Source organism: Brevundimonas sp. (assembly GCF_965227765.1).
Classification (GTDB): Bacteria; Pseudomonadota; Alphaproteobacteria; order Caulobacterales; family Caulobacteraceae; genus Brevundimonas.
In genome coordinates this window covers 139,808-165,994 of sequence record NZ_OZ245778.1, presented here as the reverse complement: position 1 = coordinate 165,994, position 26,187 = coordinate 139,808, and the positions used below count along the sequence as shown (strand labels likewise).

Below are 26,187 nucleotides of genomic sequence, written 5' to 3'. Positions count from 1 at the left end.
CGTGATCGAGGTCGAGATCGAGGCCGACGACTGGGCCGCTGCATTGCCGGACGCCGAGGCGATCGTGCAGCGGGCGGCTGAAGCAGCCCTGGGATCAGTCGCCGGCGACATCGTGGTTCTGTTGACCGACGACGCCGCCGTTCAGCGTCTGAACGCCCAGTTCCGCGACAAGGATCGGCCGACCAATGTCCTGTCCTTCCCCGGGGGCGACATGCCGATGCCGGGTCAGGCGGCGCATCTGGGCGACATCGTCCTGGCCTTCGGCGTCTGCCGCGACGAGGCGGAGGCGCAGGCCAAGACCCTGGCCAACCATCTGACCCATCTGGTCATCCACGGCGTGCTGCACGTCCTGGGTCACGACCATGAGGATGAAGCGGAGGCCGAGGCGATGGAGGCGCAGGAGCGCAGCCTGCTTGCCAGCCTGGGCGTCGCCGACCCATACATCCTGCCTGATGACCTCTGAACCCCTCGGCGAAGACCCAATCCATGCCCCCGCCGTCGCATTGGCGGCGGCCGACGAGGGCCGTCGCAGGTTGATCCTGCGGCTGGGTCGGATCGGTCTGGCCCTGCTGTCGGGCGTTCTGGCGGCCCTGGCCCATCCGCCGTTCGGGGTCCTGCCCGGCCTGCTCGGCTATCCCCTGCTGATGGTCCTGGTCGAGCGGTCCGAGAGTGGACGGGGCGCCTTCTGGATGGGGTGGCTGTCGGGGTTCGCCTATTTCTTCGTCGGCTGCTGGTGGGTGGCCGAGGCCTTCATGGTCGATCCGGCCCAGGCCTGGATGGCGCCCTTCGCCGCCAGCCTTCTGCCCGCCGGGATCGGCCTGTTCTGGGGCGCGGCCATGCTGCTGTATCGCCGCGTCATGCCTGCGGGCCTGGAGCGGGTGCTGCTGTTCGCCGCCCTGTTCTGCCTGTTCGAATGGCTGCGCGGCCATGTCCTGACCGGCTTTCCGTGGAACCCGGCGGGCGCCAGCTGGAAGGCGGGGTCGGCCGCATCCCAGTTCGCCGCCCTTTTTGGCGTCTATGGCTTGAGCCTGGTGACCGTGGCGGGCGCCGCTGCGGTCGGCGCGCTTGCGGGTGACGGAACGCGAAAGGCGCGGGTCGGGGTGGCGGCCGGCGGGCTTGCGGCCTTGGCCGCGCTGGTGATCGGCGGGGCCGTGCATCTGGCGGGCCAGTCGGTCTCGAACACGGATGTGCTGGTCCGCATCGTCCAGGCCGACGTCAGCCAGAAGGCCAAATGGTCGGCCGAGGCCTATCAGGGGATCGTCGATCGCTACGTCAATCTGACCGCGCGGGCGGGCGCGGCGACGCCTGACGTCATCGTCTGGCCCGAAGGCGCCTTGCCGGCCAGCGCCAACAGCGTCTTCGCCGACGGCGCGCCAGAGGCGGCGGCCATCTCGCGGGCGCTGGAGCCCGGCCAGACCCTGCTGCTGGGCCTCGCCCGCGCCGAGCCCGGAGCGCTGTCCGCCCGTTCTTTGGCAGCGGGGCCGGAAGGCGACCTCTACTACAACAGCCTGTTCGCCCTGCACGACGACGGCGCCCATGTGCGGATCGCGGCCGTCTATGACAAATACCGGCTGGTGCCGTTCGGCGAGTTCATTCCGCTCGGCGGGCTGATGGGCCAACTGGGCGTGCGCAGCCTCGTGCGGATGCCGTCCGACTTCGCCAGCGGACCCCGACCCTCGCCCATCGACCTGCCCAATGCGCCGCGGGTTCAGCCGCTGATCTGCTACGAAAGCCTCTATCCGGGTCTGGCGCAGGACGGCGGCCAGCGGCCCCAGTGGATCGTCAATGTCTCCAACGACGCCTGGTTCGGCCGCACCTCGGGGCCGTTGCAGCACCTGAACCTGGCCAGCTATCGCGCCATCGAATCCGGCCTGCCGGTGGTTCGGGCGACGCCTACGGGGGTCTCGGCCATGATCGATCCCTGGGGCCGGGTGGTGGAGGGCAAACGATTGAACGCAGGCGAAAGCGGGGTGATCGACGCTCTTCTACCCCGCCCGACACCGCCGACCCTCTATGGCCGTTTGGGAGACCTGCCGTTCGGTTTGGCGCTGCTGGTCTGCCTGGCTCTGGCCCAGCCCGTTCGACGCCTGAAATGGCGGAACCACGTTCGCATCTGATGCCAATTGTCGCGATTTCGAGACAATTGACCCGGAAAGACGACTAATTGCCCTCTTCAAACGGCTCAGCTTGCAAAATCGAGTGACACGCAAGCCGTAGCCGGGCATGGCACAGGTCATTAACGCATCGTAGCAGAGTGATTTAACATGGCGCGTGGCGTGGCAGAGGACGGACCCCACCCCGTCGATCGTCATGTGGGCCGACGGGTCTGCGAAAAGCGTATCAGTCTCGGTTATAACCAGAGCGATCTGGGACGCGCCCTGGGCCTGACTTTCCAGCAGATCCAGAAGTACGAGAAGGGCGCCAATCGGATTTCGGCGTCCAAGCTCTGGGACATCGCCCGCTTCTTCAAGGTCGATATCGGCTATTTCTTCCAGGGGCTGACGGCTGGCCAGCTCGGCGTCGCCGAGGATGACGCCGCAGGCTTCGACCACGACTTCCCCGCGACCCGCCATTCGATCGAGATCGCCCGGCTGGCGCCCCAGCTGTCCAGCCGCCGTCAGAAGCTGGCGCTGGAGCTGATCCGCGAAATGGCGGCACGGGACGAGCCCGAAGGCGCCTGACCTTCGGCTTCACCCAAGCCTGCTCAGTCCCCTGACCGGTTCTGACCAAAGGTCGGGGCGCTCGCCTTCTGTTCCTGCCAGTAGTTGGGACCGTCGTCCGGCTTGAACATGGTCCGTGGCGTGCCGTCGCGGGCCACGACGGCGAAGGTGTTGGTCGATGCCTGATAATAGAGGGTGTCGCCGTTGGGACGCTTGATCGTGTCCGTCCCGCTCGGCGGCTGGCCGGTGAAGGCCTGGATCTTGGCCAGGTAGTCCTCGGCCGATTTCGCCCCGAACGCCGCGCCGTTGCGTTCGTACAGACGCGCCACCTTGGCGTCGACGGTCTCGCGCCGACTTGCCGTCAGGACCGCCTTCTCCGGTGGGGCCTCGGCGACCGCGTCGGAAACCGGCGCTTCCACGACAGCCGCATCGGCCGTTCTGTCTCGCGTCTCGACGGCGGACGGCCCGTTGTCGCAGGCCGCCAGCAACCCCAGCGCCAGCCCGGCCACGAGCCCGAAAATCCCTATTGCGACCCTCATTTCAACCCTCCCTAGAAACCCGCAGGCCAACCTAGCCACAAGTTAACTGTTCCTGCAATGTTCTTTTCGTGGGCAGGGTCGGCCAGCGACGACCGCTCGACCTCGCGCGTCGCCGCCGCTAGACCTGCCGCATGGACAACAGCGCCCTTTCTTCCCGCAGGATTCTGCTGATCGTCGGCGGCGGCATCGCCGCCTACAAGGCGCTGGAACTGGTGCGGCTGATCAAGAAGGCCGGGGGCGAGGTGCGGGTGATCCTGACCGCCTCGGGGGCCGAGTTCGTCACGCCCCTGTCGCTCGCCGCCCTGACCGGCCATCCCGTGCACCAGGCCCTGTTCTCGCCCGAGGACGAGACGGCCATGGGCCATATCGAGCTGTCGCGCTGGGCCGATCTGGTAGTCGTGGCGCCGGCGACGGCGGGCCTGATCGCCAAGGCGGCCAACGGCTTGGCCGACGACCTGGCCTCGACCACCCTGATCGCCACCGACAAGCGCACCCTGCTGGCCCCGGCGATGAATGTGCGGATGTGGCTGCACCCGGCGGTCCAGGCCAATGTGGCGCGACTGAAGGGCTTCGACGGCTTTCACGCCATGTCGGTGGTCGGCCCCGACGACGGCGAGATGGCCTGCGGCGAGTACGGCCCCGGCCGGATGGCCGAGCCGGCGGCCATTCTGGACGCGATCAAGGGCCTGCTGGCCGGACCGGCGTCGCGGGTCCTGGCGGGCAAGACCGCCGTGGTCACCGCCGGCCCCACGTTCGAGGCCATCGACCCGGTGCGCGGCCTGACCAATCGCTCCAGCGGCAAACAGGGCTACGCCATCGCCGCCGCCCTGGCCGAGCTGGGTGCGGATGTGACCCTGGTGTCCGGCCCGACCGGTCTGTCGGCGCCCCTGGGCGTGACGCGGATCGAGGTCGAGAGCGCCCTGGACATGCAGGCGGCGACGCAAAGGTTGCTGCCCGCCGATATCGCGGTCATGACCGCAGCCGTCGCCGACTGGCGCATCGACACCATCGCCGGCGGCAAGATCAAGAAGGGCGCAGGCGGCCCGCCTGCCCTGGCCCTGATCGAGAACCCCGACATCCTGGCGGGCGTCTCAGCCCCCGGCCCCTTGCGCCCCAAACTGGTCGTCGGTTTCGCGGCCGAGACCAGCGATCTTGAGGCCAACGCCCGCTCCAAGCTTTCGAGGAAGGGCTGCGACTGGATCGTGGCCAATGACGTGTCGTCCGACGTGTTCGGCTCGGACGGCAACGCCGTGCTGCTGGTCCGCCGCGAGGGCGTCGAGACCTGGCCGCGCCAGTCCAAGACGGGTATCGCACAGCGCCTCGCCCAGACCATCGCCGACCATTTCGAGACTGCTGAATGACCGTCCTGCCGATCCAGATCCTGCGCTTGGCCAATGGCGAGGGCCTGCCCCTGCCTGCCTATGAGACCGCCGGCGCAGCGGGCATGGACCTGAGGGCGGCGGTGCCCGAGGACGCGCCCATGACGCTGGCGCCCGGCGCGCGCGGTGTGGTCCCCACCGGGCTGAGACTGGCTGTGCCGCTGGGCTACGAGGCCCAGGTGCGGGCGCGCTCGGGCCTGGCGCTCAAGCACGGCATCATCTGCCCCAACGGGCCGGGCACGATCGACAGCGACTATCGCGGCGAGCTGGGCGTCATCCTGGCCAATATCGGCTCCGAGCCCTTCGTCATCCGGCGCGGCGAACGCATCGCCCAACTGGTCATCGCCCGGCATGAGCGCGCCGACTGGATCGAGGTAGAAGCACTGGACGATACGGTGCGCGGCGCCGGCGCCTTCGGCTCGACCGGACGCTAGGGGGGCGGCTCTAGACCGGCGTCGCCGTCGCTTGGATCAGGCGGTCGCGGCGGCGGACGTGTTCGCGCCAGACGGTGTAGAGGCCGCTGGCCGCGATCAGGGCGGCTCCGGCCAGGGTGTTCATCGTCGGCGGACTGGACAGCAGCCACCATCCGAAGATGACGGCGCCGACCATCTGCAGATAGTCGAAGGGCGCAACCACGGCGACCGGGGCCGATTGCAGCGAGGCGGTCATCAACAGCTGCGCCACGCCGCCCATGATGCCTCCGCCCGCCAGCAGCAACAGGGTCGGCGTGTCGTGCCAAGTCCCGAAAAATGGCAGCAGCAGCGCGCCGACGCCTAGAGAGGCGACGAAGAACCAGAAGACGATGGCCGCGACATGCTCGGTGTCCTTGAGCTGGCGCAGGGTGACGGTCACACTGGCCTGCCCCAGAGCCGCCATCAGGGCGACGGCCACACCGGCCAGCGGAGGCGCATGACCCCCGCCCGGCCGCATGACCACCGCCACGCCGATGAAACCGACCAGCACAGCCAGCCAGCGATGCGGCCCCACAACCTCCTTCAGGATCAGGCCCGACAGCAGGGTGGCGAAGATCGGGGCGGTGAAGTTGATCGTCGCCGCATCGGCCAGGGTCAGCATGGTCAGGGCCTGGAACACGAACAGTATGCCGGTGATGCCCAGGGCGCAGCGGAACACATGGGCCCAGGGCCGCTCGGTGCGGATGGCGCCGAGGCCCGGTTTCATCACGATCCACAGGACCACGATCGGCAGGCCGAACAGGGCGCGATAGAAGAGCATCTCGGGCGCCACGACACCGTGGGTCGAGGCGAGCTTCAGCAGGGCGGTCATGACCGAAAAGGCGCCCGCCGAGCCGATCCGCAGGGCGATGCCCGTGGCGATGGCGTCGCGAGGAGCGGGGACCGCTCCGTTCACCTCTTGGACCTCTTACTCAACATGGTCAGTTTCTAGCGCAGCGCGGTCTTCACGTCAGGATGAATTAGGGCGGGGACGGCAAGGGGGATCGAATCCCCGCGAACGTCGTTAACCCTGCCGACGGCCAAGCTGGGCCGTGGATCAGGAAGGGATGGCTGATGGAAACCCTGTTCGACCAGATCGGCGCCCTGCTGATGGGGCTGTGGGCCCTGGCGCAAGGCGGCTTCGAGGGCGTGAACCAGATCACCGGCCTGCTGGTGGCGCTTGTGGCGACCTTTTTGATGACCAGTTGGCGGGGCCTGTGGGGGACGGCGGCGGGCGCCACCGTGGTGCATATCGCCATCGGCGTGCTGGCTCCCATGCTGGACGGCGCGGCCTTCGCCCTGCCGCCTCTGCTGACCGGCGCCTTCTGGATGACGGCCTTCGCCCTGTTCCTGGGCTATGCGATCGTCATCGCGGTCTTCTTCCTCATCAAGTCGCTGCTGACCGGCAAGGCCTTCGGCCGACGCCACAGCCACGCGCATTAGGCTGGGGTCGCTGACGCGACGCGCTACGCTCGGCTCGCGGAGCCTCGCTGCTTGAGCGCAAGACGCGCCGACCGCCGAGATCGGTTTGCGCTCAAGTAGAGAGCGACCGCGTCGCGAACGTAGCGCGCGCTCGAAGAGCGCCCGGCGACTACGCCTGCCGGAAGCCCAGCACGTCCTGCATGTCGTAGAGGCCGGGGCGGCGGGTGCGGACCCAGGCGGCGGCGACCACGGCGCCCTTGGCGAACAGGGACCGGTCGATGGCCGAATGGCTGAGCGTCAGGGTCTCGTCCTTGGAGCCGAACATGACTGTGTGGTCGCCGACGATGCCGCCTGCGCGGATCGAAGCGAAGCCGATCTTGCCCGTCTCGCGCTCGGCTGTAAGGCCGTCATAGGGGGCGGCGCGCAGGTCGGCGAGGTCGGCGTTGCGGCCGGCGGCTGCGGCCTCGCCCAGCATCAGGGCCGTGCCCGAGGGGGCGTCCAGCTTCAGCCGATGATGGGCTTCGATGATCTCGATGTCCCAGTCGCGCGCGTCCAGCCGCTGGGCCGCGTGCTCGACCAGGCCGATCAGGATGTTGACGCCCAGCGAGAAATTGCCGCTGCGGACGATGGCGACCTTTTCCGAGGCGGCCAGGATGGCCTCGTCCTGTTCGGGGCTGAAGCCGGTCGAGCCGATGACCAGGGCCGGTCCGCCGCGCTCGGCCGCCAATTGCGCCAGGGCCACGGAGGCCTCGGCCGAGGTGAAGTCGATGACCACGTCGCACAGGCTGAGGTCGGGGGTCTCGCCCCAGTCGAAGCGGATGGCGACCACCACGTCGTCGCGGGCGTCCAGCACCTGGTCGACGGCCCGGCCCATGCGGCCGCGTGCGCCAGAGATGCCGGCGTGGAAAATCGCGCTCATTGGTTCGCCCCCTTCAGTCCGCCAAACGACCCTGAGGTCGCTGACCCATCCCTCACTGGACGGTGTCTTTCGTATCCGATTCCGCGCCCAGGATGTCGGCCCAGAAACGCTTGGCCTTGCCGGCGAAGGTGGAGTTGCGCGGGTTCTGGTCCTCGCCGAACGACTGGGCCAGTTCCTGCATCAGTTCCTTCTGGCGCGCGGTCAGCTCCGTCGGGGTCTCTACGAACAGCTCGACCACCAGATCGCCGCGCTGGCGGCCGTTCAGGTGGGGCATGCCCTTGCCCTTGATGCGGACGGTCTTGCCCGTCTGGGCCCCCGCCGGGACCACAACAGGGGCCTTGCACTGGCCGTCGCAGGCCTCGGACACCAGACAGGGGGCGTCGATCTCGCCGCCCAGGGCCGCCACCGTCATCGGCACGGGCACCGTGCACAGCAGGTCCAGGTTGTCGCGTTCGAACAGCTCATGCGGCTGGACCGACAGGAAGACGTAAAGGTCGCCGCGCGGGCCGCCGCGCTGGCCGGCGTCGCCCTCGCCCGACAGGCGGATGCGCGAGCCGTCGTCCACGCCGGCCGGCACCTTCAGCTGAAGCTTGCGGGTCTTCCTGACCTGGCCGTGGCCGGTGCAGCTGGGGCAGACATCGGCGGCGGCGATCCGCTGGCCGGCGCCGCCGCAGCTGGGGCAGGTGCGTTCGACCTGGAAGAAGCCGTTGGCCTGGCGCACCCGGCCCTGACCGGCGCAGGTCGAGCAGGTGGAAGCCTTGGCGCCCTTCTTGGCGCCTGTGCCCTCGCAGGTATCGCAGGTGGCGGTGGAGGGGATCGAGACCTCGACCTCGGCGCCCTTGTAGGCCTGCTCCAGGGTGATCTCGAGATCATAGCGCAGGTCCGAGCCGCGACGCGGGCCGTTCTGCTGCTGACGACCGCCGCGCCCGCCGAAGACGTCGCCGAAGGCGTCGCCAAAGACCTGGCTGAAGATGTCGTTGACGTCGTGGAAGCCCTGCTGGCCGCCGCCGCCGCCCAGGCCTGCGTGGCCATGGCGATCATAGGCGGCGCGCTTCTGCTCGTCCGACAGCACGGTATAGGCCTCGGAGATTTCCTTGAACCGCGCCATGGATTCCTCCGAGCCGCCATTGCGGTCGGGGTGATGCTCCATCGCCAGCTTGCGATAGGCCGATTTCAATCCGGCGGCGTCGATGGTCCGCTCGACCGAAAGCACCTCGTAATAGTCACGCGCCATGTGGCGAACTCGTCCTCTTAACCCCGTGGCTCGTGCGGCGCCTCTAGGGGCGATCGCTGCGAACCTTGACCCGTTCACACATGGGAACCGGGTCGTGTGATGCAACCTTCACAAAACGAACCCCCGCTCGCGTTGGCAAGCGGGGGTTTTGTCTTTTTCGGCCTGTGTGGCTTACGCGTTCTTCTTGTCGTCCTCGTCGTCCGAGACTTCCTCGAACTCGGCGTCGACCACGCCGTCGTCGGCGGTGGCCGTGACGTCTTCGTCAGAGGCGGCCGATTGGGCGTACATGGCCTCGCCCAGCTTCATCGACGCCTGGACCAGGGTGTTGGTCTTGGTGCGGATGTCCTCGGGGTCGGTGCCGGCTTCCTTGGCGGCCTTCAGTTCCGACAGAGCGGTTTCGATGGCTTCCTTCTCGGGCGCGCCGACCTTGTCGCCGTGTTCGGCCATGGCCTTCTCGGTCGAGTGGATCAGGCTTTCGGCGGCGTTGTTCGCCTCGACCAGGTCCTTCTTGGCCTTGTCCGCCGTGGCGTTGGCCTCGGCTTCCTTGACCATCTTCTCGATGTCGTCGTCCGACAGGCCGCCGTTGGCCTGAATACGGATCGACTGTTCCTTGTTGGTGGCCTTGTCCTTGGCGGTGACGTGGACGATGCCGTTGGCGTCGATGTCGAAGGCGACCTCGATCTGCGGCAGGCCGCGCGGCGCGGGCGGGATCCCCATCAGGTCGAACTGACCCAGAACCTTGTTGTCGGCCGCCATCGGGCGTTCGCCCTGGAAGACCCGGATCGTCACGGCCGACTGGTTGTCGTCGGCGGTCGAGAAGACCTGGCTCTTCTTGGTCGGGATGGTGGTGTTGCGCTCGATCAGGGGCGTGAAGACGCCGCCCAGGGTCTCGATGCCCAGGGTCAGGGGCGTCACGTCCAGCAGCAGCACGTCCTTGACGTCGCCTTGCAGAACGCCGGCCTGAACGGCGGCGCCGAGGGCCACGACCTCGTCAGGATTCACGCCCTTATGGGGTTCCTTGCCGAAGAAGGCCTTCACGGCTTCCACGACCTTGGGCATGCGGGTCATGCCGCCGACCAGGACGACCTCGTCGATATCCGAGGCCTTCAGGCCTGCGTCGGCCAGAGCCTTCTTGCAGGGCTCGATGGTGCGGGTGATCAGATCGTCGACCAAGGCTTCCAGCTTGGCGCGCGACAGCTTGATGTTCAGGTGAAGCGGGCCCGACGCGTTCATGGTGATGAAGGGCAGGTTCACTTCGTACTGAGTGACCGAGCTGAGTTCCTTCTTGGCCTTCTCGGCCTCTTCACGCAGGCGCTGAAGGGCAAGCTTGTCCTGACGCAGGTCGACGCCCTGTTCCTTCTTGAACTCGTCGGCCAGGTAGTCGGCCAGGCGCACGTCGAAGTCCTCGCCGCCCAGGAAGGTGTCGCCGTTGGTCGACTTCACCTCGAACACGCCGTCGCCGATCTCCAGGATCGAGACGTCGAAGGTGCCGCCGCCCAGGTCATAGACGGCGATCTTCTGACCGGCTTCCTTGTCCAGGCCATAGGCCAGGGCGGCCGCGGTCGGCTCGTTGATGATGCGCAGGACTTCGAGGCCGGCGATCTTGCCGGCGTCCTTGGTGGCCTGACGCTGGCTGTCGTTGAAGTAGGCGGGAACGGTGATGACGGCTTGCGTCACGGTCTCGCCCAGATAGGCCTCGGCGGCCTCCTTCATCTTCACCAGGGTGAAGGCGGAAATCTGCTGGGGCGAATAGTCCTTGCCGTTGGCGCGCACCCAGGCGTCGCCGTTCGGACCCTTGACGATCTCATAGGGGACCATCGCCTTGTCCTTGGCCACGACGGGGTCGTCGAAGTTGCGGCCGATCAGGCGTTTGATGGCGAAGAAGGTGTTGGCGGGGTTGGTGACCGCCTGGCGACGCGCCGGCTGGCCGACCAGGGTCTCGCCGCCGTCCTGGATCGCGACGACCGAAGGGGTCGTGCGGTTGCCCTCGGCGTTCTCGATGACCTTGGGGTTCTTGCCGTCCATGACGGCGACGCACGAGTTGGTCGTGCCGAGGTCGATGCCGATGATCTTGGCCATAAGCTTAAAGTCTCTTTCGTCTAGCGGGCGATGCGGCGGCCTTCGCATGAAGCGCCGCGCCTGACCGCCCCCGTTGAAGTCTGCGCCCCTCCGAAAAGGGACAGGTTGGGTGGTTCCGGCCGAAAACCCCGAAAGGTTCCCGCGTTCGCCGGTTGGCAGCGGATATGGGAAAGTCCTCATGCGCCGCAAGGCCTTCGTGCGCAATCCTTTGACTGTCGGCATCGCCAGGATCGCGAATCCCGACGCCTCGAAGGCGACTGCGTTGTCAGAAGCCGTCAGACGCCCGGCCGCAGAGCCTGGGCTAGGGTGAGGTATCGACGGACATCATGTCCGGTCGCCAGCTTGGGGAAGGACTGACATGACCAAATTCGCATCGACCGCCCGCGCCGCTCTGCTCGGCCTGACGGTCGCCGTCGCCGGAATCGTGGGGAGCGCTGGAATCGCAGGGGCCGCCTCCGCGTCGCCCGTCGCCGAAAACACCATGGTGATCAAGGTGCAGTCGCGAGACGGCCAGAACCGCCGCGTCACCGTGCATAACCAGACGGGCTGGACCATGCTGCGCTTCTACGCCTCTGATGCGCGCAGCTCATCGTGGGAGGAGGATATTCTGGGCTCCGACACCCTGGCCTCGGGCCGCAGCTGGACGGTCAACATCGACGATGGCTCCGGCGCCTGCGTCTATGATTTCCGCGCCGAGTTCACGAATGGCGAGGTGCTGACGCGCGGCGGGATCAACGTCTGCCAGATCGCCGACTACTACTATACGCGCTGATCCGGCTCATTTTTCTGGGCGTATGAAAAGGGCTCCTGCCGCCGGCGGGAGCCCTTTTTGCCAAGACGCGCTAGACTGCGTGAAACCGGAGAGCCCCCATGACCGTCCTGATCCGTCCCGAAGGCCAGACCCCAGACGATTTCCGCTTCTCGCGCCGCAGCCTCGCCAAGGGAACCTTGGCCGGAACCCTGGGTGGGCTGTTCTTCAGCCAGTACGCCGTCGCCGCCCTGGCCCAGAGCGCCGAGCCCATCGTCACGGACGCCGAGGGGCTGGAGACCGCGGACGTGACCTATCCGGCGCCGGACGGGTTTTCCCTGCCCGCCTATGTCGCCCGCCCGAAAGGCGACGGGCCCTTCCCGGTCGTCGTCGTCGCGTCCGAAATCTTCGGCGTTCACGCCTATATCCAGGACATCTGCCGCCGGCTGGCCAAGCAGGGCTACGCCGCCATCGCCCCGGCCTTCTTCGTGCGGGTCGAGGACCCGGCGCCCCTGTCGGACATGGGCCGCATCCGCGAGATCGTCGGCGCCGCCAACTATGAGCAGGTGATGGGCGACGTGTCGGCGACCCTGGACTGGGCCAGCCAGCAGCTGTGGGCCGATTCAGATAAGGTCGGGATCACCGGCTTCTGCTGGGGCGGCAAGGTGGTGTGGCAGGCCTGCGCCCGTTTTCCTGCGATCAAGCAGGGCGTCGCCTGGTACGGCCAGCTGGCCCCCGCCGCCGACGCTACGCCGGAACAGGCGGCGCGCGGCGCGCCCTGGCCCGTCGATCTGGCCAAGGACCTGAAAGCGCCGGTGCTGGGCCTTTATGGCGGTCAGGACCAGGGCATCCCCCAGACGGCGGTCGAGGCGATGCGCGCGGCCTTGCAGGCGGCGGGAAACACGACCAGCGCGATCCACGTCTATCCCGACGCCCAGCACGGTTTCCACGCCGACTACCGCGCCAGCTACAACCCCGCCGACGCCGCCGACGGCTGGGCCAAGCTGACGGCGGCGTTCGACGCGACGCTGAAGTAGGGCCTAGGCCTTGCCGTCGTAGGCTTCGCCGTTGGCGGCGGGGGCTTCGCCATAGGGGGTCTGGCCCGGCTTCGGACCCGACCCCTTGGCGGCGACCACGACCATGGCGGGACGGATGGTGCGGCCGAACAGCTCATAGCCCGCCTGCATCGTCTGCAGCACGGCGCCGCCGGGCACGGTGTCGGACGGCTGTTCCATCACGGCGTCATGCAGATGGGGATCGAAGGCCTCGCCGGGCCCCGGAGCGACCTGCTTGAGGTTGTTGGAGGCAAAGGCGCCCTGAAGCGCCTTTTCGACCAGTTCCAGACCGGCGACCAGAGCCGCCGCCGGGCCTTCGGAATCCTTGGGCGCGGCCTGAAGCGCGCGCTGCAGGCTGTCGGCGACCGGCAGCAGGTCCTTGGCGAAGCGCTGGATGGCGAAGGCGCGGGCGTCGTTCTGCTGGGTCTCCGAGCGGCGCTTGAGGTTTTCCATCTCGGCGGCGACGCGCAGGGCGCGGTCCTTCCACTCGTCGCGCTCGGCGGCGACCTGGTCCAGGACGCTCGGGTCGATACCCTCCGCCGCATCGGCGGCGTCCAGGAATGCGTCGGCGTCGGCCTCGATGGCGTCGAGTTCGGCTTGTGTCGGGTTGTTGTTGGTGTCGCTCAAGAGTCCTGTCCGTCCAGCATTCGCCCCAGCACCCGTGCGGTGTAGTCCACCAACGGAATGATGCGGGCGTAGTTCAGTCGCGCAGGTCCTATCACGCCGATGGCGCCCAGGACCCTTTGTCGGCCGTTCATATAGGGCGCCGCGATGACAGCGGAACCCGAAAGCGAAAACAACCGTGTTTCCGCGCCGATGAAGATGCGCACCCCTTGCGCCGCATTGACCCCGTCCAGCAGGCCGATCAGCTGTTCCTTCTGCTCCAGATCGTCGAACAGGGTGCGGACGCGGTCCAGGTCGGCGGCGGTTTCGGCGTCGTGCAGCAGGTTGGCGCGGCCGCGCACGATCAGGGCGCGCTCGCGCTCCGGCCCGCCTGACCAGGCGGCCAGCCCGTCCTCGACCAGGCGGGCGGCGGCGACGTTCAGGTCGCGACGGGCGGCGTCCAGTTCGCCCCGCATCTCGCTGCGCGCCTCGGCCAGGGGGCGGCCCTTGAGCCGGGCGTTGAGGAAGTTGGAGGCCTCTTGCAGGGTCGAGGGCGTGACGCCGGCGGCCAGGGGCATCAGCCGGTTCTCGACCGTGCCGTCGTCCGCCACAAGCACCGCCAGGGCCTGATCGTGGCCCAGGGCGACGAACTCGACGTGCTTGACGCCCGCGTCTCTGACCGGAGAGGCGACGATCCCGGCGCCGCCCGCCAGACCCGACAGCAGGGCCGAGGCCTCGTTCAGCGCCTCTTCGAAGCCGCGTCCGCCGTGCTTGCCTGAGTTGGCCGCCAGTCTTGCGTCGATCTCGCGCCGTTCCTCGGTGCCCAGGTCGCCGATCTCCAGCAGACCGTCGACGAACAGCCTTAGACCCGCATGGGTCGGGATCCGGCCTGCCGAGGTGTGGGGCGCGGCCAGCAGTCCGGCCAGGGTCAGGTCCTGCATGGTGTTGCGGATCGAGGCGGGGGATAGCGAGAAGCCCCGCTGCGACAGGGTCCGCGATCCCACCGGCTCGCCATTGGCCAGATAGGATTCGACGATGCTGCGAAAGATGTCGCGCGCCCGGGCGTCGAGCGTGCTCAATCCGGCAGTCGGGCCGAACGGCGGCGTGTTGGGGGCATACAGGCTCACGCTTTCAGGATAAGCAGCCCGGCCTCCGCTTGCTAGGACATTGATATGCGCCCCTCAGATCGCACCCCCGAACAGATCCGCACCGTGACCCTGGAAACGGGCGTGAACCGCTATGCCGAGGGATCCTGCCTGGTCTCGTTCGGCCACACCAAGGTGCTGTGCACCGCCTCGATCGAGGAAAAGGTGCCCGGCTGGATGCGCAACACCGGCCAGGGCTGGGTCACCGCCGAATACGGCATGCTGCCCCGCGCCACCCACACCCGCGGTCGTCGTGAGGCCGCGGCGGGCAAGCAGTCGGGCCGCACCCAGGAGATTCAACGGTTGATCGGCCGCAGCCTTCGCGCCGTCGTCGATCTCAAGGCCCTGGGCGAGCGTCAGGTGCTGATCGACTGCGACGTGATCCAGGCCGACGGCGGCACCCGGACCGCCTCCATCACCGGCGCCTGGGTGGCGATGGCGACGGCGCTCGGCTATCTGAAGGCCGAGGGCGTGCTGAAATCCGACCCCATCCTGGATCAGGTCGCGGCGGTGTCGTGCGGCGTGTTCGAGGACGAGCCGGTTCTGGACCTCGACTACGAAGAGGATTCCAACGCCGAGGCCGACAGCAATTTCGTCCTGACCGGATCGGGGACCATCGTCGAGATCCAGGCCACGGGCGAGAAGCGCGGCTTCTCCCGCGCCGAGTTCGACCGTCTGTTCGCCCTGGCCCAGATCGGTTGTGACGAGCTGTTCGTCTTGCAAAAGGCCGCTCTGGACGAGGCCCTGAAGCGCGCCTGACGACTTGGCGGAACGATGGTTCGCCAATCGCGTGTCGGGACTAGCCCCGGCGAGCGAACCGGGCCATCGTCGCCGCTTGCCTCGCTATTCGGAGACGACGTGATGCGCAGTTCCGCCCTGTCCCTTGCCGCCGTGACGGCCATCCTGATGTTGTCGGCGACGGGTCTGGCGGCCTGCGGCGACCGGTCCGTCTCTCCCGAAGCCGCGCCCCGCAACGTCGAGGCGGCCACCGCCGTCGATCCGGGCGTCGCCATGCCCGAGGACGCGCCGCCCCAGGAAGAGGCCATGGCCGAGGCGCCGGCCGAAACGGCAACTCCGGTGTCCTGCCTGGCCGAGGCGGGGGCTGCGGCCTCGGCCCGTCTGGTCGAGCGGTGCATCGCCGTCAGCCCGGCGACCCACCCGCCCTGCAACGCCCAGAACGACTGCGCCACGATCCAGGGCGAAATCGACCGCTCGTGCGCCATGTACGGCGCGGGTGAGACCAAACCCGCCGAGTGCGCCGCCTGATCCAGAGCTGAAGCGGTGGGGGCCGGCGCCTGCGGGCCCCTCAGGCCGGCAGCTCGCGCTTGTCGTGCTGGCCGACCCGTTCGACCAGGGACTGGGCGGTCGGGTTCAGGCCGATGACCTCGACCTGGGCTCCCTGGCGGCGATATTTGAACACCACGCGGTCCAGGGCGTCGACGCCGGTCAGGTCCCAGACATGGGCCTGGCTCAGGTCGATGAGGACGCGGCGCGGCTGACCGTGATGCTCGAAGCCGGCGGTGAAGATACCCGCCGAGGCGAAGAAGAGCTGGCCGGTGACGCGATAGGACAGGGTGGTCTCGTCAGGCGCGGGCAGAGCCTCGACGACGATGGTCTTGCCCACCTTTCGCATGAAGAAGATGGCCGACAGGACCACGCCCAGCACCACGCCCTTCGACAGGTCGTGGGTGATGACCACGGTGGCGGTGGTGGCGATCATGACGATGCTGGACTGGATCGGGGTGGTGCGGATCTTCCAGATCGAACCCCAGTCGAAGGCGCCTATGGCTACGGTGATCATGACGGCGACCAGGGCCGCCATCGGGATACGGGCCACCCAGTCCTGAAGCACCAGGATCAGAAACAGCAGGAACAGCCCCGCCCACAGGGTGGACAGCCGCCCGCGCCCGCCGGCGTCCACGTTCATCAGCGACTGGCCGATGACCGCGCACCCGGCCATGCCGCCGAACAGGGCCGAGGCGATGTTGGCTATGCCCTGGCCGCGCGTCTCGCGATCCTTGTCCGAGGGGGTGTCGGTGATGTCGTCCAGCAGGCTGGCGGTTAGAAGGCTTTCCAGCAAGCCGACGAAGGCCAGGGTCGCCGCCACCGGCGCGATGATGCTGAGGGTCTCCCAGTTCAGCGGGACCTGGGGCAGGTGGAAGACGGGCAGGCTGCGAGGCATGGCGCCCATGTCGCCCACGGTGCGGACATCGACGCCAAGGATCATGACGAAGGCGCTGACCACGACCACGGCGACCAGGGGGGCGGGGATGGCCTTTGTGATGCGCCGAAAGCCGTAGATGATGGCGATCCCCGCCGCGACCAGGCCATAGGTCCGCCAATCCACCCCGGTCAGCTGTGGCAACTGGGCGAGGAAGACCAGAATGGCCAGGGAGTTCACAAAGCCCGTCATCACCGAGCGCGACACGAACCGCACATACCGCCCCAGCTTCAGCAGGCCGATGACGATCTGGAACAGGCCGGTCAGGATCGAGGCGGCGAACAGGTATTCGATGCCGTGGTCGCGCACCAGCACCACCATCAGCAGCGACATGGCCCCGGTCGAGGCCGAGATCATCGCGGGGCGTCCGCCGACGAAGGCGATGGTCGTGGCGATGATGAAGCTGGCGTAGAGGCCCACCGCCGGATCGACCCCGGCGATGATGGAAAAGGCGATGGCCTCGGGGATCAGGGCCAGGGCCACGACCGTCCCGGCCAGCAGGTCTGCGCGCGGATTGGCGAACCAGTCTTGGCGCGCCGAGGCGAGGGATCGCGTGGCCAGAGAAATCATGCGGGCGTCTGTCGCTTGAACAGCGCCCCTGCCGGGCGGCCTGTTCAGGTTTCCCGAGGGATGGGCGCCCGGGCTAGCCACCCGGTCACGCCGGGTCCTTGTATTCTGGCGTGATGGGGCAAACCCTGCGCCAAGGCAAAGAAAAAGGCCCCGCTGTATCCAGCGGGGCCTCTGTCATCTCAGCAGAGCTGAAGCGACAAACCTAGTCGCGGCAGTCCTAGTCGCGGCAGTCCTAGTCGCGGCAGTCCTAGTCGCGACGGGGACGGCGACCGCGGTCACCGCTGCCGCCTTCACGCTTCTTGCCGCCGCCGCCGGTGTCTTCGGTCAGGGGGGCTTCACCGCGTTCGGCGCGCTCGGCGTTGATCTTGTCCGTCAGGTCTTCACCCGTGGCCTGATCGACAACCTTCATCGACAGCTTGGTCTTGCCGCGATCGTCGAAGCCCAGGAACTTGACCTTGACCTCTTGGCCTTCGGACAGGACGTCAGCCGGGTTGGCGACGCGTTCCAGGGCGATCTGGGACACGTGGACCAGACCGTCCTTGGCGCCGAAGAAGTTCACGAAGGCGCCGAAGTCGACGACCTTCACGACCTTGCCGGAGTAGATCATGCCGGGCTCGGGCTCGGACACGATCGACGAGATCCAGTTCTTGGCGGCGTCGATCTTCTCTTGGTCCGAAGCGGCGATCTTGACGGTGCCGTCGTCCTCGATGTTGACCTTGGCGCCGGTCTTTTCGACGATCTCGCGGATGATTTTGCCGCCGGTGCCGATGATGTCGCGGATCTTGTCGACCGGGACCTTGATGGACTCGATCTTGGGCGCGAACTCACCCAGTTCGGTGCGGGCGCCGTCGATGGCCTTGTCCATCTCGTCGAGGATGTGAAGGCGGCCGGCCGAGGCCTGCTGGATCGCCTTCTTCATGATCTCTTCGGTGATGCCCGTGACCTTGATGTCCATCTGCAGGGACGTGATGCCCTCGCGCGTGCCGGCCACCTTGAAGTCCATGTCGCCCAGGTGATCTTCGTCACCCAGGATGTCGGACAGGATGGCGAACTCGCCGGAGGGTTCCAGGATCAGGCCCATGGCGATGCCCGAGACGGGACGCGTCAGCGGCACGCCCGCATCCATCAGCGCCAGCGAGGCGCCGCAGACCGAAGCCATCGAGGACGAGCCGTTGGACTCGGTGATCTCCGACACGATGCGGATCGTGTAGGGGAAGTCTTCCGCCTTGGGCAGCATCGGACGGATGGCGCGCCAGGCCAGCTTGCCGTGGCCGATTTCGCGACGACCAGCGCCGCCCATACGACCGGTTTCACCGACCGAGTAGGGAGGGAAGTTGTAGTGCAGCAGGAACTTCTCTTTGTAGGTGCCCGCCAGCGAGTCGACGTATTGCTCGTCTTCGCCGGTGCCCAGGGTGGCGACCACGATAGCCTGGGTTTCACCGCGGGTGAACAGGGCCGAACCGTGGGTGCGCGGGAAGACGCCGACTTCCGAGACGATCGAGCGGACCTTGTCGAGGGCGCGGCCGTCGACGCGGTGACCGTTGTCGATGATGTCGCGACGCAGGACGTGGGCTTCGCATTCCTTGAAGGCCGTGCCGAACTTGGCGGAATCGACGCCGTCGGGGTTTTCGTCGGTCTTCACCAGAGCGGCCGAGGCCTTCTTCTTGGCGGCGCCGACGGCGGCGTGACGGTCATGCTTGGCGACGTGGGTGTAGGCGGCCTTGATGTCTTCGCCGACCAGCGACTGGATCTGGGTGACGACGTCGGAGTGGTCTTCGGCCTGGAAGTCGAAGGGCTCCTTGGCGGCGTGCTCGGCCAGTTCGATGATGGCGTCGATCACCGGCTGCATGCCGCGATGCGCAAACATCAGGGCGTCCAGCATGACCTGTTCCGACAGCTCCTTGGCTTCGGATTCGACCATCATCAGGGCGTCTTGCGTGCCGGCGACGACCAGGTCGAGCTGGCTGTCAGGCAGTTGGTCCAGGGTCGGGTTCAGCACGAACTCGCCGTCGATGTAACCAACGCGGGCGGCGCCGATCGGGCCCTGGAAGGGAACGCCCGAGATGGTCAGGGCGGCCGAGGTGGCGACCATGCCGACGATGTCGGGGTCGTTCTCAAGGTCGTGCTGCAGCACGGTGATGACGACCTGGGTCTCGTTCTTGAAGCCCTTGACGAACAGGGGGCGGATCGGACGGTCGATCAGGCGGGAAACCAGGGTTTCCTTCTCGGTCGGACGGCCTTCACGCTTGAAATAGCCACCCGGGATCTTGCCGGCGGCGAAGGTCTTTTCCTGATAGTTGACGGTCAGCGGGAAGAAATCCAGGCCCGGCTTGGGCGCGCGACCGTAGACGACGGTGGCCAGGACGATGGTCTCGCCATAGGTGGCCAGGACGGCGCCGTCGGCCTGGCGGGCGATACGGCCCGTTTCCAGCGTCAGCGGGCGGCCGGCCCAGTCGATCGTCTTGCGTTTGATATCGAACATGTTTCGTCTTTCGTATGCCGGACGGCGTATTCCGCCCAAGCTGCCCAGAAAGGGCGTCCCATCAGTGGGTGCGGATGCGTCGGGTGTTCAGTCCGGCGATCCAAGAACCGTCGCCCCATGGCGATCGATCCGGCAGCGGCGGGGACTGGATTTCAGCCCTCGCGGTCAGTGGAGCCTGGGTTCTAGGGCCAGGATCCTTGCGCTGAGCTTACCGCAGCGCGCGGCTGGTTGTTAGATACGGAAAGAGGCGCGGACATGGCCCGCGCCTCGAAACTGTTCCGTGTGGCTCGCGCTTAGCGGCGCAGGCCCAGCTTGGTGATCAGGGCGGTGTAACGCGCCTTGTCGACCTTGGTCAGGTGGTCAAGAAGGCGACGACGCTGCGAAACCATCTTGAGCAGGCCGCGGCGCGAGTGGTTGTCCTTCTTGTGGGTCTTGAAGTGTTCGGTGAGGTTGGCGATGCGCTCCGACAGGATCGCGACCTGGACCTCGGCCGAGCCGGTGTCGCCAGCGGTGCGGGCGTTTTCGGCGATGACTTCGTTCTTGCGTTCAGCAGTAATCGACATCGTAGAACTCCTAGTGCGCTAACGCTCGGCCTTCGAGGCCTCGCTGCTTGAGCGCGGATTGGTGTCCCCGTCGGCGCCCCTTGGGGATCGCGTCAGGCGAGATTGAAAACACGGTCGGGTTCGAGGCGACCGGCCCGCAACTGACCGAGGCAAACGAGGGTCTGACCCTGAAAGGCTGAAACCGTCCGCGAACCGTCCGAAAGGCGGCTCTTGAGCGTTTCGACCTGTCGGGGGAGCAGAACGATCGGTCGTCCCTGACGAAGCGAGAAGGCGTCCTGGTCCGTAATGGCCAGCTCCGGGATGTCGTCCAGGGCGGTCGCTACGGGCAGAAGGCCTTCAAAGGCGGCGTCCCTATGCACCAGATCGGTCAGGAAATCCAGAGTGACCGCGTTATCGACGCTGAACGGCCCGACCCGCTCGCGACGCAGGGCGCTGACGTGTCCCTCGGCGCCCAGCATGACGGCCAGGTCGCGCGCCAGGGAGCGGACATAGACGCCCTTGCCCGTGCGCATGGTGATCTCGACGTGATCCGCGTCGGGGGCGTCGGTGACCTCGGCCTCGTGGATGGTGACGCGGCGGCTTTCCAGCTCGAATTCGACGCCGTCGCGGGCCAGGTCATAGGCGCGCTGGCCATCCACCTTGATGGCGCTGAAGCGGGGCGGGGTCTGGTCGATCTCGCCGACGAAGGACGGCAGGGCCGCGCGCACGGCCTCAAGCGAGGGGCGCACGTCCGAACGGGCGATGATCTCGCCCTCGCGGTCGACGCTGTCGGTGGAAATCCCCCATTCGATCGAGAAGCGATAGACCTTCTGCGCCTCCATCATGAAGGGCACGGTCTTGGTCGCTTCGCCCAGCGCGATGGGCAGGATGCCCGAGGCCAGCGGGTCCAGCGTGCCCGCGTGGCCGGCCTTCTGGGCGTTGAACAGGCGGCGGATTTTCGAGACGGCGTCGGTCGAGCCCAGCTCGAACGGCTTGTCCAGACAGACCCAGCCGTTGACGACGTCGCCCTTCTTGCGACGGGCCATTAGGCTTGGCCTACCGCGCTTCGCGCGACTTGAGGCCAGGCCATCACGCTTCGTCTTCCTCGACCGGCGGCACAAAGACGTCGGCGCGGACGCGCGGGTCGTCCAGCAGCCGGTTCAGGCGTTCGGCGGCCTCGAAGCTCTCGTCGTGGCGGAAGCGCAGGTCGGGGGTGAAGCGCATGTCGATGTGACGCCCCAGGGCGCCGCGCAGGAATTTGGCGTGGGCGTTCAGGGCCTTGATGATCTCGTCGATATGGCCGGCGGTGTCCGAGGTCTCGACCCCGGCGCCCAGGGGCTCGACGAAACAGGTGGCGTGTTTCAGGTCGGGCGACAGGCGGACTTCGGTGACGGTGACCGACACCCCGACCAGGGCCGGGTCGCGGATCTCGTTTTCGCGCATGACCTCGACCAGGGCGTGGCGGATCATCTCCGAGGCGCGCAGCTGGCGCTGGCTGACCAGGCCGGCGGTGGATTTGGACTTGGGTTTGCGATTGCTCATGGAGGTGATCCTTTGTCCGCCGGGGATCGGACCCGACCGGGAAAGCCATCCCGAAAACGGGAAGGGGCGGGGTCTAGTCGCCTGAGGCCGCTCTGTCCAATTTGGGCCTGTCCGATTTGGCCCTGTCCAATCCAGCCGGCGCCGCGCGGTCGAGACTGGCGACGACCTCGGCCGAGGTGACGGCGCGAAGCGGGCGCACCGGAACCCCGCCTGCGTTCAGCACGCTGGCCGTCCAGTGGTTGCACAGATGCAGGATCGAAAAGGTCTCGCGGCTGGCGAAGAAGCGGGCGTCGTCGCCCGGACGCGCGGCGGCGATGCGCGCGGCGCCGCCGGATAGATCCAGGGACTGCTCGATCCGGCGGGTCATGGCGATCACCCCGGCTTGGGACAGGCTCAGCGACCGGCGGGCCGTGGCGGGATAGCCCAGCGCCGGGTCGCCCTGTTCGGGATCCAGCATGACGACCGAGCGATTGCCGGGCCGGAAGAAGGCGCGAACGCCGTCGGGCAGGCGGTCGCCGATCGGGCTCTGATCGACATAGAAACGGGCGTCGCCCCAGCCGACCCGGATCCAGTCGCCGGGGCCCAGGCTGGCCACCGCATCAGCCAGGGGGCCGGACACCAGCTCGAAAGCCGCGCGCGGCACGGCCAGGTCGGTGTGAAAGCCGTTGTCGAGCAGGTGGACGGTGACGCCGGGGGCTGTGGACGCCGTCATCAGTTGGGGATCGCCGGGCGCGGTCCAGGTCCACAGCGCGGCGAGGATGGCGACCCCCGCCGCCGCCAGCAGCCGACCAAAGCCGTGCAGGCTCGGTAGGGGCAGGGTCGCTCTGGGCGGGGTCGCTCGGCGCCGCGCCATGTGAACTAGTCGGGCCGGGTGGGGGTGACGTCGTCGTCGATGCTCATGGCGCCGGCGGGCGGCATGGCCCACTCGCCGCGATACTCATAGTTCAGCGTGACGCAGTGGCGATACTGACCGTCCGGCCAGCGCCCCAGGGCCTGGACCGTCAGGGGCCTGACGGCGCGAACCTGACCCATGACCAGATAGGTCCGCTCGGCGCCGGGACACAGAGCCCGGGCCAGCCCGCGCGCATCGCCCGCGTCCCCGACGGTATAGAGGGCGGTTTCTGCGGCGCCTTCGGGCAGGGCGCGCAAAGCCTCGTTCGGTCCGCCCTGGCTGATGGCGGCCGAGCCCCGCGCCGCGGTCGAGATCAGGCGATGCACGGTGATGGCGCCGAACCATCCGCGCTCGACCTGAAGGGTCAGGCCCCGCGTCAGGGTCGTGGTGACCCGGTCTGCCGGATCATAGGACAGGAAACGCATATCGGCCGCCGCCGGGGTGGCGACGACGATCAGGGCGAGAGCGGGAAGAACGAAGCGGTACATCAAACGTCACTCCGGGCAGACTGCGGCGGAAGCGGGGCGCAGAACCTCTCCCTCCCCGAGGGGAGGGAGAGGCCAGTGTGCATCTTGCGCTCAAGCAGCGGGGCTCCGCGAGCCGAGCGTCAGCGCGGCGGCGAAGCGGCCCCAAGCTAGAGCGTGCGCTTGATCTCTTCGACGGTGAAGCACTCGATGTAGTCGCCGGCCTTGATGTCCTGGAAGCCCTGGAAGTGCATGCCGCACTCCTGGCCCGACGGGACCTCGTTGACCTCGTCCTTGAAGCGCTTGAGCGTCTGCAGGGTGCCCAGTTCCAGAACCACCACGTCGTCGCGGATGATACGGACCTTGGCGCCCTTGCGGACCACGCCTTCGGAGACCCGGCAACCGGCGATCTTGCCGGTCTTGGAGATGTCGAACACCTGCAGAACCGCCGCGTTGCCCAGGAAGGTTTCCCGTTGCAGCGGGGCCAGCATGCCCGAGAGCACGCCCTTCATGTCGTCCAGCAGGTCGTAGATGATCGAGTAGTAGCGGATCTCCACGCCTTCGCGGTCGGCAAGGTCCTTGGCCTGTTTCGAGGCGCGGACGTTGAAGCCCAGGATCGGCGCGCCGGCCGACTTGGCCAGTTGGACGTCGCTCTCGGTGATGCCGCCAGCGCCGGAATAGACCACGCGGGCGCGGACCTCGTCGTTGCCCATCTTCTCGAGCGAGCCCTGGATGGCCTCGCCCGAACCCTGGACGTCCGACTTGATGAGGACCGGCAGTTCCGAGATCTTCTTGGATCCCAGCTTGGCCATCATGTCGACCAGGCTGACCTGGTTGATGCCGCCGGTGGCCTTCTCGCGCTTGGTGCGGGCGCGGTATTCGGTCAGCTCGCGGGCGCGGGCTTCGGATTCCACGACGGCGAGGGGTTCGCCGGGCGAGGGCGCCTCGTCCAGCCCCAGGATCTCGACCGGGACGGACGGGCCGGCCTCGGTCAACTGGGCATTGCGCTCGTCGAGCAGGGCGCGAACCTTGCCCCAAGCCGAACCAGCCACGACGATGTCGCCGCGCTTCAGCGTACCGCGCTTGACCAGGACGGTGGCGACCGGGCCGCGGCCCTTGTCCAGCTTGGCCTCGATGACCACGCCTTCGGCCGAGCGTTCCGGATCGGCCTTGAGGTCCATGACCTCGGCCTGCAGCAGGATGGCCTCGATCAGTCCATCGAGGTTGGTCTTGGCCTTGGCCGAGATCTCGACGATCTGGGTGTCGCCGCCCAGGGCTTCGCCGATGATTTCGTACTGCAGCAGTTCATTGATGACCTTCTGCGGATCGGCGTCGGGCTTGTCGATCTTGTTGACGGCCACGATGATCGGGGCGCCGGCAGCCTTGGCGTGCTGGATGCTTTCGATCGTCTGCGGCATGACGCCGTCGTCGGCCGCCACCACCAGGATGACGATGTCGGTGACATTGGCGCCGCGGGTCCGCATCGCGCTGAACGCGGCGTGGCCCGGGGTGTCGAGGAAGGTGACCGACTGGCCGTTCGGGGTCTTCACCTGATAGGCGCCGATGTGCTGGGTGATGCCGCCGGCCTCGCCCGCCGCCACGTCGGTGGTGCGCAGGGCGTCGAGCAGCGAGGTCTTGCCGTGGTCGACGTGGCCCATGATGGCCACGACCGGCGCGCGGGGCGTGGTCGCCTCGTCGTCGATCTCGTCGGACAGGAAGCCGGTTTCGACGTCGGATTCCGACACCCGCTTGACGGTCATGCCGTATTCGTCGGCCACCAGTTCGGCGGTGTCGGTGTCGATGACGTCGTTGATCTTCATCATCAGGCCCTGTTTCATCAGGAACTTGACGATATCGACGCCGCGCACGGCCATCCGGTTGGCCAGATCGCCCACGGTGATGACGTCGGGAATGACGACTTCACGCGGCCGGTTCGGCGCGTCGGTGGACCCGCCCTTGCGCTTTTCTTTTTCACGCTCGCGGGCGCGGCGGACCGAGGCCAGCGAGCGCATCCGCTCGGCCGTATCGCCGTCGCCGGCCACGGACTGGATGGTCAGGCGGCCTTCGCGCCGCTTGGGTTCGCCACGCGTGCGGCTGACAGCCTTGCCTGCGTCGGAGAAGCGCTTGTCGCGGTCGTCCTCGCGGGCGACGGGGCGAGCGAAACCGCCGCCGGGCGCGCGGCTCGGACGGGCCACTTCGGCCGGAGTCGGAGGGGCGTTCGGGGTCGGCCGTCCACCAGGGCCGGTGCGGGCACCGGGGCGGGCTGCGCCGGGCGCCGGACGCGGGGTCAGGGCCGAATAGCGGACGGGCTCGGCCGGCTTGGCCGGGCTGGAGCGGGGCGCCGTGGTCGGACGGTCCGTATAGGACTTCTCGCCGCCGCCCATGGCTTCTTCACGCGCCGAACGGGCGCCGAAGGCCGGACGGTCGATGGGCGCGCGGGCCGGGTTCGGGGCCTTGGGAACGCGCTGGCCGAAGTTCACGACCGGGCGGGCAGGGGGCGCCGGACGCGGAGCAGGAGCGGGAGCCGGGGCGACCGGGGCCGGTGCGGGCGTCGGGGCCGGCGCCGCAGCGACGGGAGCGGCCGGCTTGGGCGCTTCTGGCTTGGGCGCGAGTGGCGCGCGTGCGGGCGGCTTGGCCGTCGGCGCAGGCGCGGCGGCGGCCAGTTTGGAGGCCTCGGCGCGGGCGGCTTCGGCGGCGGCGCGAGCGGCTGCAGCCTCGGCCTGGGCGGCGCTGGCGGCGGCTGCGGTCGCGGCGGCCTGTTCACGCGCTGCGGCGTCGCGGCGCGCCTGTTCGGCGGCCTGGGCGGCGGCGCGGTCGGCCTGGGCCTTGGTGGCCAGTTCGATGGCGCGGCGACGGGCCTCCTGTTCCTCATTGGACAGGGAGCCGCCGGCGGGTTGGGGGCGCGGAGCCAGCGGGCGCGGCGCCTGGGCGGGCGCGCTCGTCTCAGGGCGAGGGCGTGCGACGTCAAAGCCCTGCGGGCGCTGATGACCGCCGACCGGAGCGCCGGGGCGGCGCTTGGTCTCGACCACCACTGTCTTGGTGCGACCATGGCTGAAGCTCTGGCGCACGGTGCCGGTCGAAACCGATCCCGCAGCGCGCGGCTTCAGGCTCAACGGCGCGCGCGGACCCGTCGTCGACGGGGTTCCGGTCGGTGCGCCCGTGCCTTGGCCTTCGTTGGTCTTGTCGTTCTCGTCGCTCATCCGGTCGCTTTTACTCGTGGCGGGGAAGTCCGCCTCATC

General features: G+C 68.0%; 25 protein-coding genes and 1 other annotated feature. Of the genes, 10 read left to right on the top strand and 15 right to left on the bottom strand.

Features of this window, described 5'->3' with window-relative positions; genetic code table 11:
- Position 1: 1 nt before the first annotated feature.
- From ybeY to ACO05L_RS00770, 3 genes are all read left to right on the top strand, one after another.
- Positions 2-463, top strand: coding sequence for an rRNA maturation RNase YbeY (gene ybeY, locus ACO05L_RS00780; RefSeq protein WP_421730279.1), 462 nt, complete (start codon positions 2-4; stop codon positions 461-463).
- Positions 453-2,117, top strand: a complete 1,665-nt coding sequence (lnt, locus tag ACO05L_RS00775) for an apolipoprotein N-acyltransferase (RefSeq protein ID WP_421730278.1) — start codon at positions 453-455, stop codon at positions 2,115-2,117. Before ybeY ends, lnt begins: the two co-directional genes overlap by 11 nt.
- 147 nt (positions 2,118-2,264) lie before the next feature.
- Positions 2,265-2,681, top strand: coding sequence for a helix-turn-helix domain-containing protein (locus ACO05L_RS00770; RefSeq protein WP_421730277.1), 417 nt, complete (start codon positions 2,265-2,267; stop codon positions 2,679-2,681).
- Positions 2,682-2,704: 23 nt separating this feature from the next.
- On the opposite strand, the gene ACO05L_RS00765 is transcribed toward ACO05L_RS00770, so the two are convergent.
- Entirely contained in the window at positions 2,705-3,199 is a 495-nt protein-coding gene (locus ACO05L_RS00765; protein ID WP_421730276.1) for an S-type pyocin family protein, read from the bottom strand.
- 131 nt (positions 3,200-3,330) lie between these two features.
- On the opposite strand from ACO05L_RS00765, the gene coaBC reads away from it, so the two are divergent.
- On the top strand, positions 3,331-4,560 hold the full coding sequence (gene coaBC / locus ACO05L_RS00760) for a bifunctional phosphopantothenoylcysteine decarboxylase/phosphopantothenate--cysteine ligase CoaBC (RefSeq protein ID WP_421730275.1): 1,230 nt from the start codon (positions 3,331-3,333) through the stop codon (positions 4,558-4,560).
- Positions 4,557-5,012: a dUTP diphosphatase gene (gene dut, locus ACO05L_RS00755; protein WP_421730274.1), complete on the top strand. Its 456-nt coding sequence runs from the start codon at positions 4,557-4,559 to the stop codon at positions 5,010-5,012. Before coaBC ends, dut begins: the two co-directional genes overlap by 4 nt.
- A 10-nt stretch (positions 5,013-5,022) precedes the next feature.
- Here the strand turns inward: dut and ACO05L_RS00750 are convergent, their stop codons facing one another.
- On the bottom strand, positions 5,023-5,946 hold the full coding sequence (locus ACO05L_RS00750; protein ID WP_421730273.1) for a DMT family transporter: 924 nt from the start codon (positions 5,944-5,946) through the stop codon (positions 5,023-5,025).
- 158 nt (positions 5,947-6,104) lie between these two features.
- On the opposite strand from ACO05L_RS00750, the gene ACO05L_RS00745 reads away from it, so the two are divergent.
- Positions 6,105-6,473 (top strand): hypothetical protein, encoded by a 369-nt coding sequence (locus ACO05L_RS00745; protein ID WP_421730272.1) that lies wholly within the window; start codon positions 6,105-6,107, stop codon positions 6,471-6,473.
- Between the two features lie 148 nt (positions 6,474-6,621).
- On the opposite strand, the gene dapB is transcribed toward ACO05L_RS00745, so the two are convergent.
- The 3 genes from dapB to dnaK form a co-directional block, all read right to left on the bottom strand.
- The gene (dapB, locus tag ACO05L_RS00740) at positions 6,622-7,371 is read right to left on the bottom strand and encodes a 4-hydroxy-tetrahydrodipicolinate reductase (RefSeq protein WP_421730271.1); all 750 of its coding nucleotides are present in this window, start codon (positions 7,369-7,371) and stop codon (positions 6,622-6,624) included.
- Positions 7,372-7,423: 52 nt separating this feature from the next.
- Positions 7,424-8,605 carry a molecular chaperone DnaJ gene (gene dnaJ, locus ACO05L_RS00735; RefSeq protein WP_421730270.1) on the bottom strand — a complete coding sequence of 394 codons (1,182 nt, stop codon included), beginning with the start codon at positions 8,603-8,605 and terminating at the stop codon, positions 7,424-7,426.
- Between the two features lie 171 nt (positions 8,606-8,776).
- Entirely contained in the window at positions 8,777-10,684 is a 1,908-nt protein-coding gene (gene dnaK, locus ACO05L_RS00730) for a molecular chaperone DnaK (protein WP_421730269.1), read from the bottom strand.
- A gap of 358 nt (positions 10,685-11,042) precedes the next feature.
- Here dnaK and ACO05L_RS00725 point away from each other — a divergent pair, with 358 nt between their 5' ends.
- Both ACO05L_RS00725 and ACO05L_RS00720 read left to right on the top strand, forming a co-directional pair.
- Positions 11,043-11,456, top strand: a complete 414-nt coding sequence (locus ACO05L_RS00725) for a hypothetical protein (RefSeq protein WP_421730268.1) — start codon at positions 11,043-11,045, stop codon at positions 11,454-11,456.
- A gap of 98 nt (positions 11,457-11,554) precedes the next feature.
- The gene (locus tag ACO05L_RS00720) at positions 11,555-12,469 is read left to right on the top strand and encodes a dienelactone hydrolase family protein (protein ID WP_421730267.1); all 915 of its coding nucleotides are present in this window, start codon (positions 11,555-11,557) and stop codon (positions 12,467-12,469) included.
- 3 nt (positions 12,470-12,472) lie between these two features.
- On the opposite strand, the gene grpE is transcribed toward ACO05L_RS00720, so the two are convergent.
- Together grpE and hrcA are read right to left on the bottom strand one after the other, a co-directional pair.
- Positions 12,473-13,114 (bottom strand): nucleotide exchange factor GrpE, encoded by a 642-nt coding sequence (grpE, locus tag ACO05L_RS00715; protein WP_421730266.1) that lies wholly within the window; start codon positions 13,112-13,114, stop codon positions 12,473-12,475.
- On the bottom strand, positions 13,111-14,211 hold the full coding sequence (gene hrcA, locus ACO05L_RS00710) for a heat-inducible transcriptional repressor HrcA (RefSeq protein WP_421731712.1): 1,101 nt from the start codon (positions 14,209-14,211) through the stop codon (positions 13,111-13,113). Before hrcA ends, grpE begins: the two co-directional genes overlap by 4 nt.
- 51 nt (positions 14,212-14,262) lie before the next feature.
- Here hrcA and rph point away from each other — a divergent pair, with 51 nt between their 5' ends.
- Entirely contained in the window at positions 14,263-14,994 is a 732-nt protein-coding gene (gene rph, locus ACO05L_RS00705; protein ID WP_421730265.1) for a ribonuclease PH, read from the top strand.
- A gap of 102 nt (positions 14,995-15,096) precedes the next feature.
- Entirely contained in the window at positions 15,097-15,501 is a 405-nt protein-coding gene (locus ACO05L_RS00700) for a hypothetical protein (protein ID WP_421730264.1), read from the top strand.
- Between the two features lie 40 nt (positions 15,502-15,541).
- Here the strand turns inward: ACO05L_RS00700 and ACO05L_RS00695 are convergent, their stop codons facing one another.
- The 8 genes from ACO05L_RS00695 to infB all read right to left on the bottom strand — a co-directional run bounded on the left by ACO05L_RS00695 (position 15,542) and on the right by infB (position 26,148).
- Complete coding sequence (locus tag ACO05L_RS00695; protein ID WP_421730263.1) at positions 15,542-17,026, bottom strand: SulP family inorganic anion transporter; 1,485 nt, start codon at positions 17,024-17,026, stop codon at positions 15,542-15,544.
- A gap of 47 nt (positions 17,027-17,073) precedes the next feature.
- Positions 17,074-17,127 (bottom strand) — a sequence feature (sul1 is cis-regulatory element that is thought to sense ions involved in sulfur or methionine metabolism; They are found in Alphaproteobacteria).
- Between the two features lie 146 nt (positions 17,128-17,273).
- Positions 17,274-19,508 (bottom strand): polyribonucleotide nucleotidyltransferase, encoded by a 2,235-nt coding sequence (pnp, locus tag ACO05L_RS00690; RefSeq protein WP_421730262.1) that lies wholly within the window; start codon positions 19,506-19,508, stop codon positions 17,274-17,276.
- 293 nt (positions 19,509-19,801) lie between these two features.
- Positions 19,802-20,071: a 30S ribosomal protein S15 gene (gene rpsO, locus ACO05L_RS00685; RefSeq protein ID WP_421730261.1), complete on the bottom strand. Its 270-nt coding sequence runs from the start codon at positions 20,069-20,071 to the stop codon at positions 19,802-19,804.
- A gap of 92 nt (positions 20,072-20,163) precedes the next feature.
- Positions 20,164-21,096 (bottom strand): tRNA pseudouridine(55) synthase TruB, encoded by a 933-nt coding sequence (truB, locus tag ACO05L_RS00680; RefSeq protein ID WP_421730260.1) that lies wholly within the window; start codon positions 21,094-21,096, stop codon positions 20,164-20,166.
- A 43-nt stretch (positions 21,097-21,139) separates the two neighbouring features.
- The gene (gene rbfA / locus ACO05L_RS00675) at positions 21,140-21,592 is read right to left on the bottom strand and encodes a 30S ribosome-binding factor RbfA (protein WP_421730259.1); all 453 of its coding nucleotides are present in this window, start codon (positions 21,590-21,592) and stop codon (positions 21,140-21,142) included.
- 73 nt (positions 21,593-21,665) lie between these two features.
- Positions 21,666-22,445: a DUF2459 domain-containing protein gene (locus ACO05L_RS00670; protein ID WP_421730258.1), complete on the bottom strand. Its 780-nt coding sequence runs from the start codon at positions 22,443-22,445 to the stop codon at positions 21,666-21,668.
- Between the two features lie 5 nt (positions 22,446-22,450).
- Complete coding sequence (locus ACO05L_RS00665) at positions 22,451-22,972, bottom strand: hypothetical protein (RefSeq protein WP_421730257.1); 522 nt, start codon at positions 22,970-22,972, stop codon at positions 22,451-22,453.
- Between the two features lie 146 nt (positions 22,973-23,118).
- A complete protein-coding gene (infB, locus tag ACO05L_RS00660; RefSeq protein WP_421730256.1) occupies positions 23,119-26,148 on the bottom strand; it encodes a translation initiation factor IF-2 in 3,030 nt (1,009 codons plus the stop codon).
- Between the last annotated feature and the right edge of the window lie 39 nt (positions 26,149-26,187).

What these genes read in the sequence shown, in the direction of transcription:
- ACO05L_RS00665 (WP_421730257.1), bottom strand. Translation starts at nt 22,972, where the DNA reads ATGTACCGCTTCGTTCTTCCCGCTCTCGCCCTGATCGTCGTCGCCACC.
- rpsO (WP_421730261.1), bottom strand. Translation starts at nt 20,071, where the DNA reads ATGTCGATTACTGCTGAACGCAAGAACGAAGTCATCGCCGAAAACGCC.
- dut (WP_421730274.1), top strand. Translation starts at nt 4,557, where the DNA reads ATGACCGTCCTGCCGATCCAGATCCTGCGCTTGGCCAATGGCGAGGGC.
- rbfA (WP_421730259.1), bottom strand. Translation starts at nt 21,592, where the DNA reads ATGAGCAATCGCAAACCCAAGTCCAAATCCACCGCCGGCCTGGTCAGC.
- dnaK (WP_421730269.1), bottom strand. Translation starts at nt 10,684, where the DNA reads ATGGCCAAGATCATCGGCATCGACCTCGGCACGACCAACTCGTGCGTC.
- rph (WP_421730265.1), top strand. Translation starts at nt 14,263, where the DNA reads ATGCGCCCCTCAGATCGCACCCCCGAACAGATCCGCACCGTGACCCTG.
- ACO05L_RS00725 (WP_421730268.1), top strand. Translation starts at nt 11,043, where the DNA reads ATGACCAAATTCGCATCGACCGCCCGCGCCGCTCTGCTCGGCCTGACG.
- ACO05L_RS00765 (WP_421730276.1), bottom strand. Translation starts at nt 3,199, where the DNA reads ATGAGGGTCGCAATAGGGATTTTCGGGCTCGTGGCCGGGCTGGCGCTG.
- lnt (WP_421730278.1), top strand. Translation starts at nt 453, where the DNA reads ATGACCTCTGAACCCCTCGGCGAAGACCCAATCCATGCCCCCGCCGTC.
- ACO05L_RS00770 (WP_421730277.1), top strand. Translation starts at nt 2,265, where the DNA reads ATGGCGCGTGGCGTGGCAGAGGACGGACCCCACCCCGTCGATCGTCAT.
- ACO05L_RS00700 (WP_421730264.1), top strand. Translation starts at nt 15,097, where the DNA reads ATGCGCAGTTCCGCCCTGTCCCTTGCCGCCGTGACGGCCATCCTGATG.
- ACO05L_RS00695 (WP_421730263.1), bottom strand. Translation starts at nt 17,026, where the DNA reads ATGATTTCTCTGGCCACGCGATCCCTCGCCTCGGCGCGCCAAGACTGG.
- pnp (WP_421730262.1), bottom strand. Translation starts at nt 19,508, where the DNA reads ATGTTCGATATCAAACGCAAGACGATCGACTGGGCCGGCCGCCCGCTG.
- ACO05L_RS00720 (WP_421730267.1), top strand. Translation starts at nt 11,555, where the DNA reads ATGACCGTCCTGATCCGTCCCGAAGGCCAGACCCCAGACGATTTCCGC.
- coaBC (WP_421730275.1), top strand. Translation starts at nt 3,331, where the DNA reads ATGGACAACAGCGCCCTTTCTTCCCGCAGGATTCTGCTGATCGTCGGC.
- dnaJ (WP_421730270.1), bottom strand. Translation starts at nt 8,605, where the DNA reads ATGGCGCGTGACTATTACGAGGTGCTTTCGGTCGAGCGGACCATCGAC.
- ACO05L_RS00670 (WP_421730258.1), bottom strand. Translation starts at nt 22,445, where the DNA reads ATGGCGCGGCGCCGAGCGACCCCGCCCAGAGCGACCCTGCCCCTACCG.
- ACO05L_RS00745 (WP_421730272.1), top strand. Translation starts at nt 6,105, where the DNA reads ATGGAAACCCTGTTCGACCAGATCGGCGCCCTGCTGATGGGGCTGTGG.
- dapB (WP_421730271.1), bottom strand. Translation starts at nt 7,371, where the DNA reads ATGAGCGCGATTTTCCACGCCGGCATCTCTGGCGCACGCGGCCGCATG.
- truB (WP_421730260.1), bottom strand. Translation starts at nt 21,096, where the DNA reads ATGGCCCGTCGCAAGAAGGGCGACGTCGTCAACGGCTGGGTCTGTCTG.
- infB (WP_421730256.1), bottom strand. Translation starts at nt 26,148, where the DNA reads ATGAGCGACGAGAACGACAAGACCAACGAAGGCCAAGGCACGGGCGCA.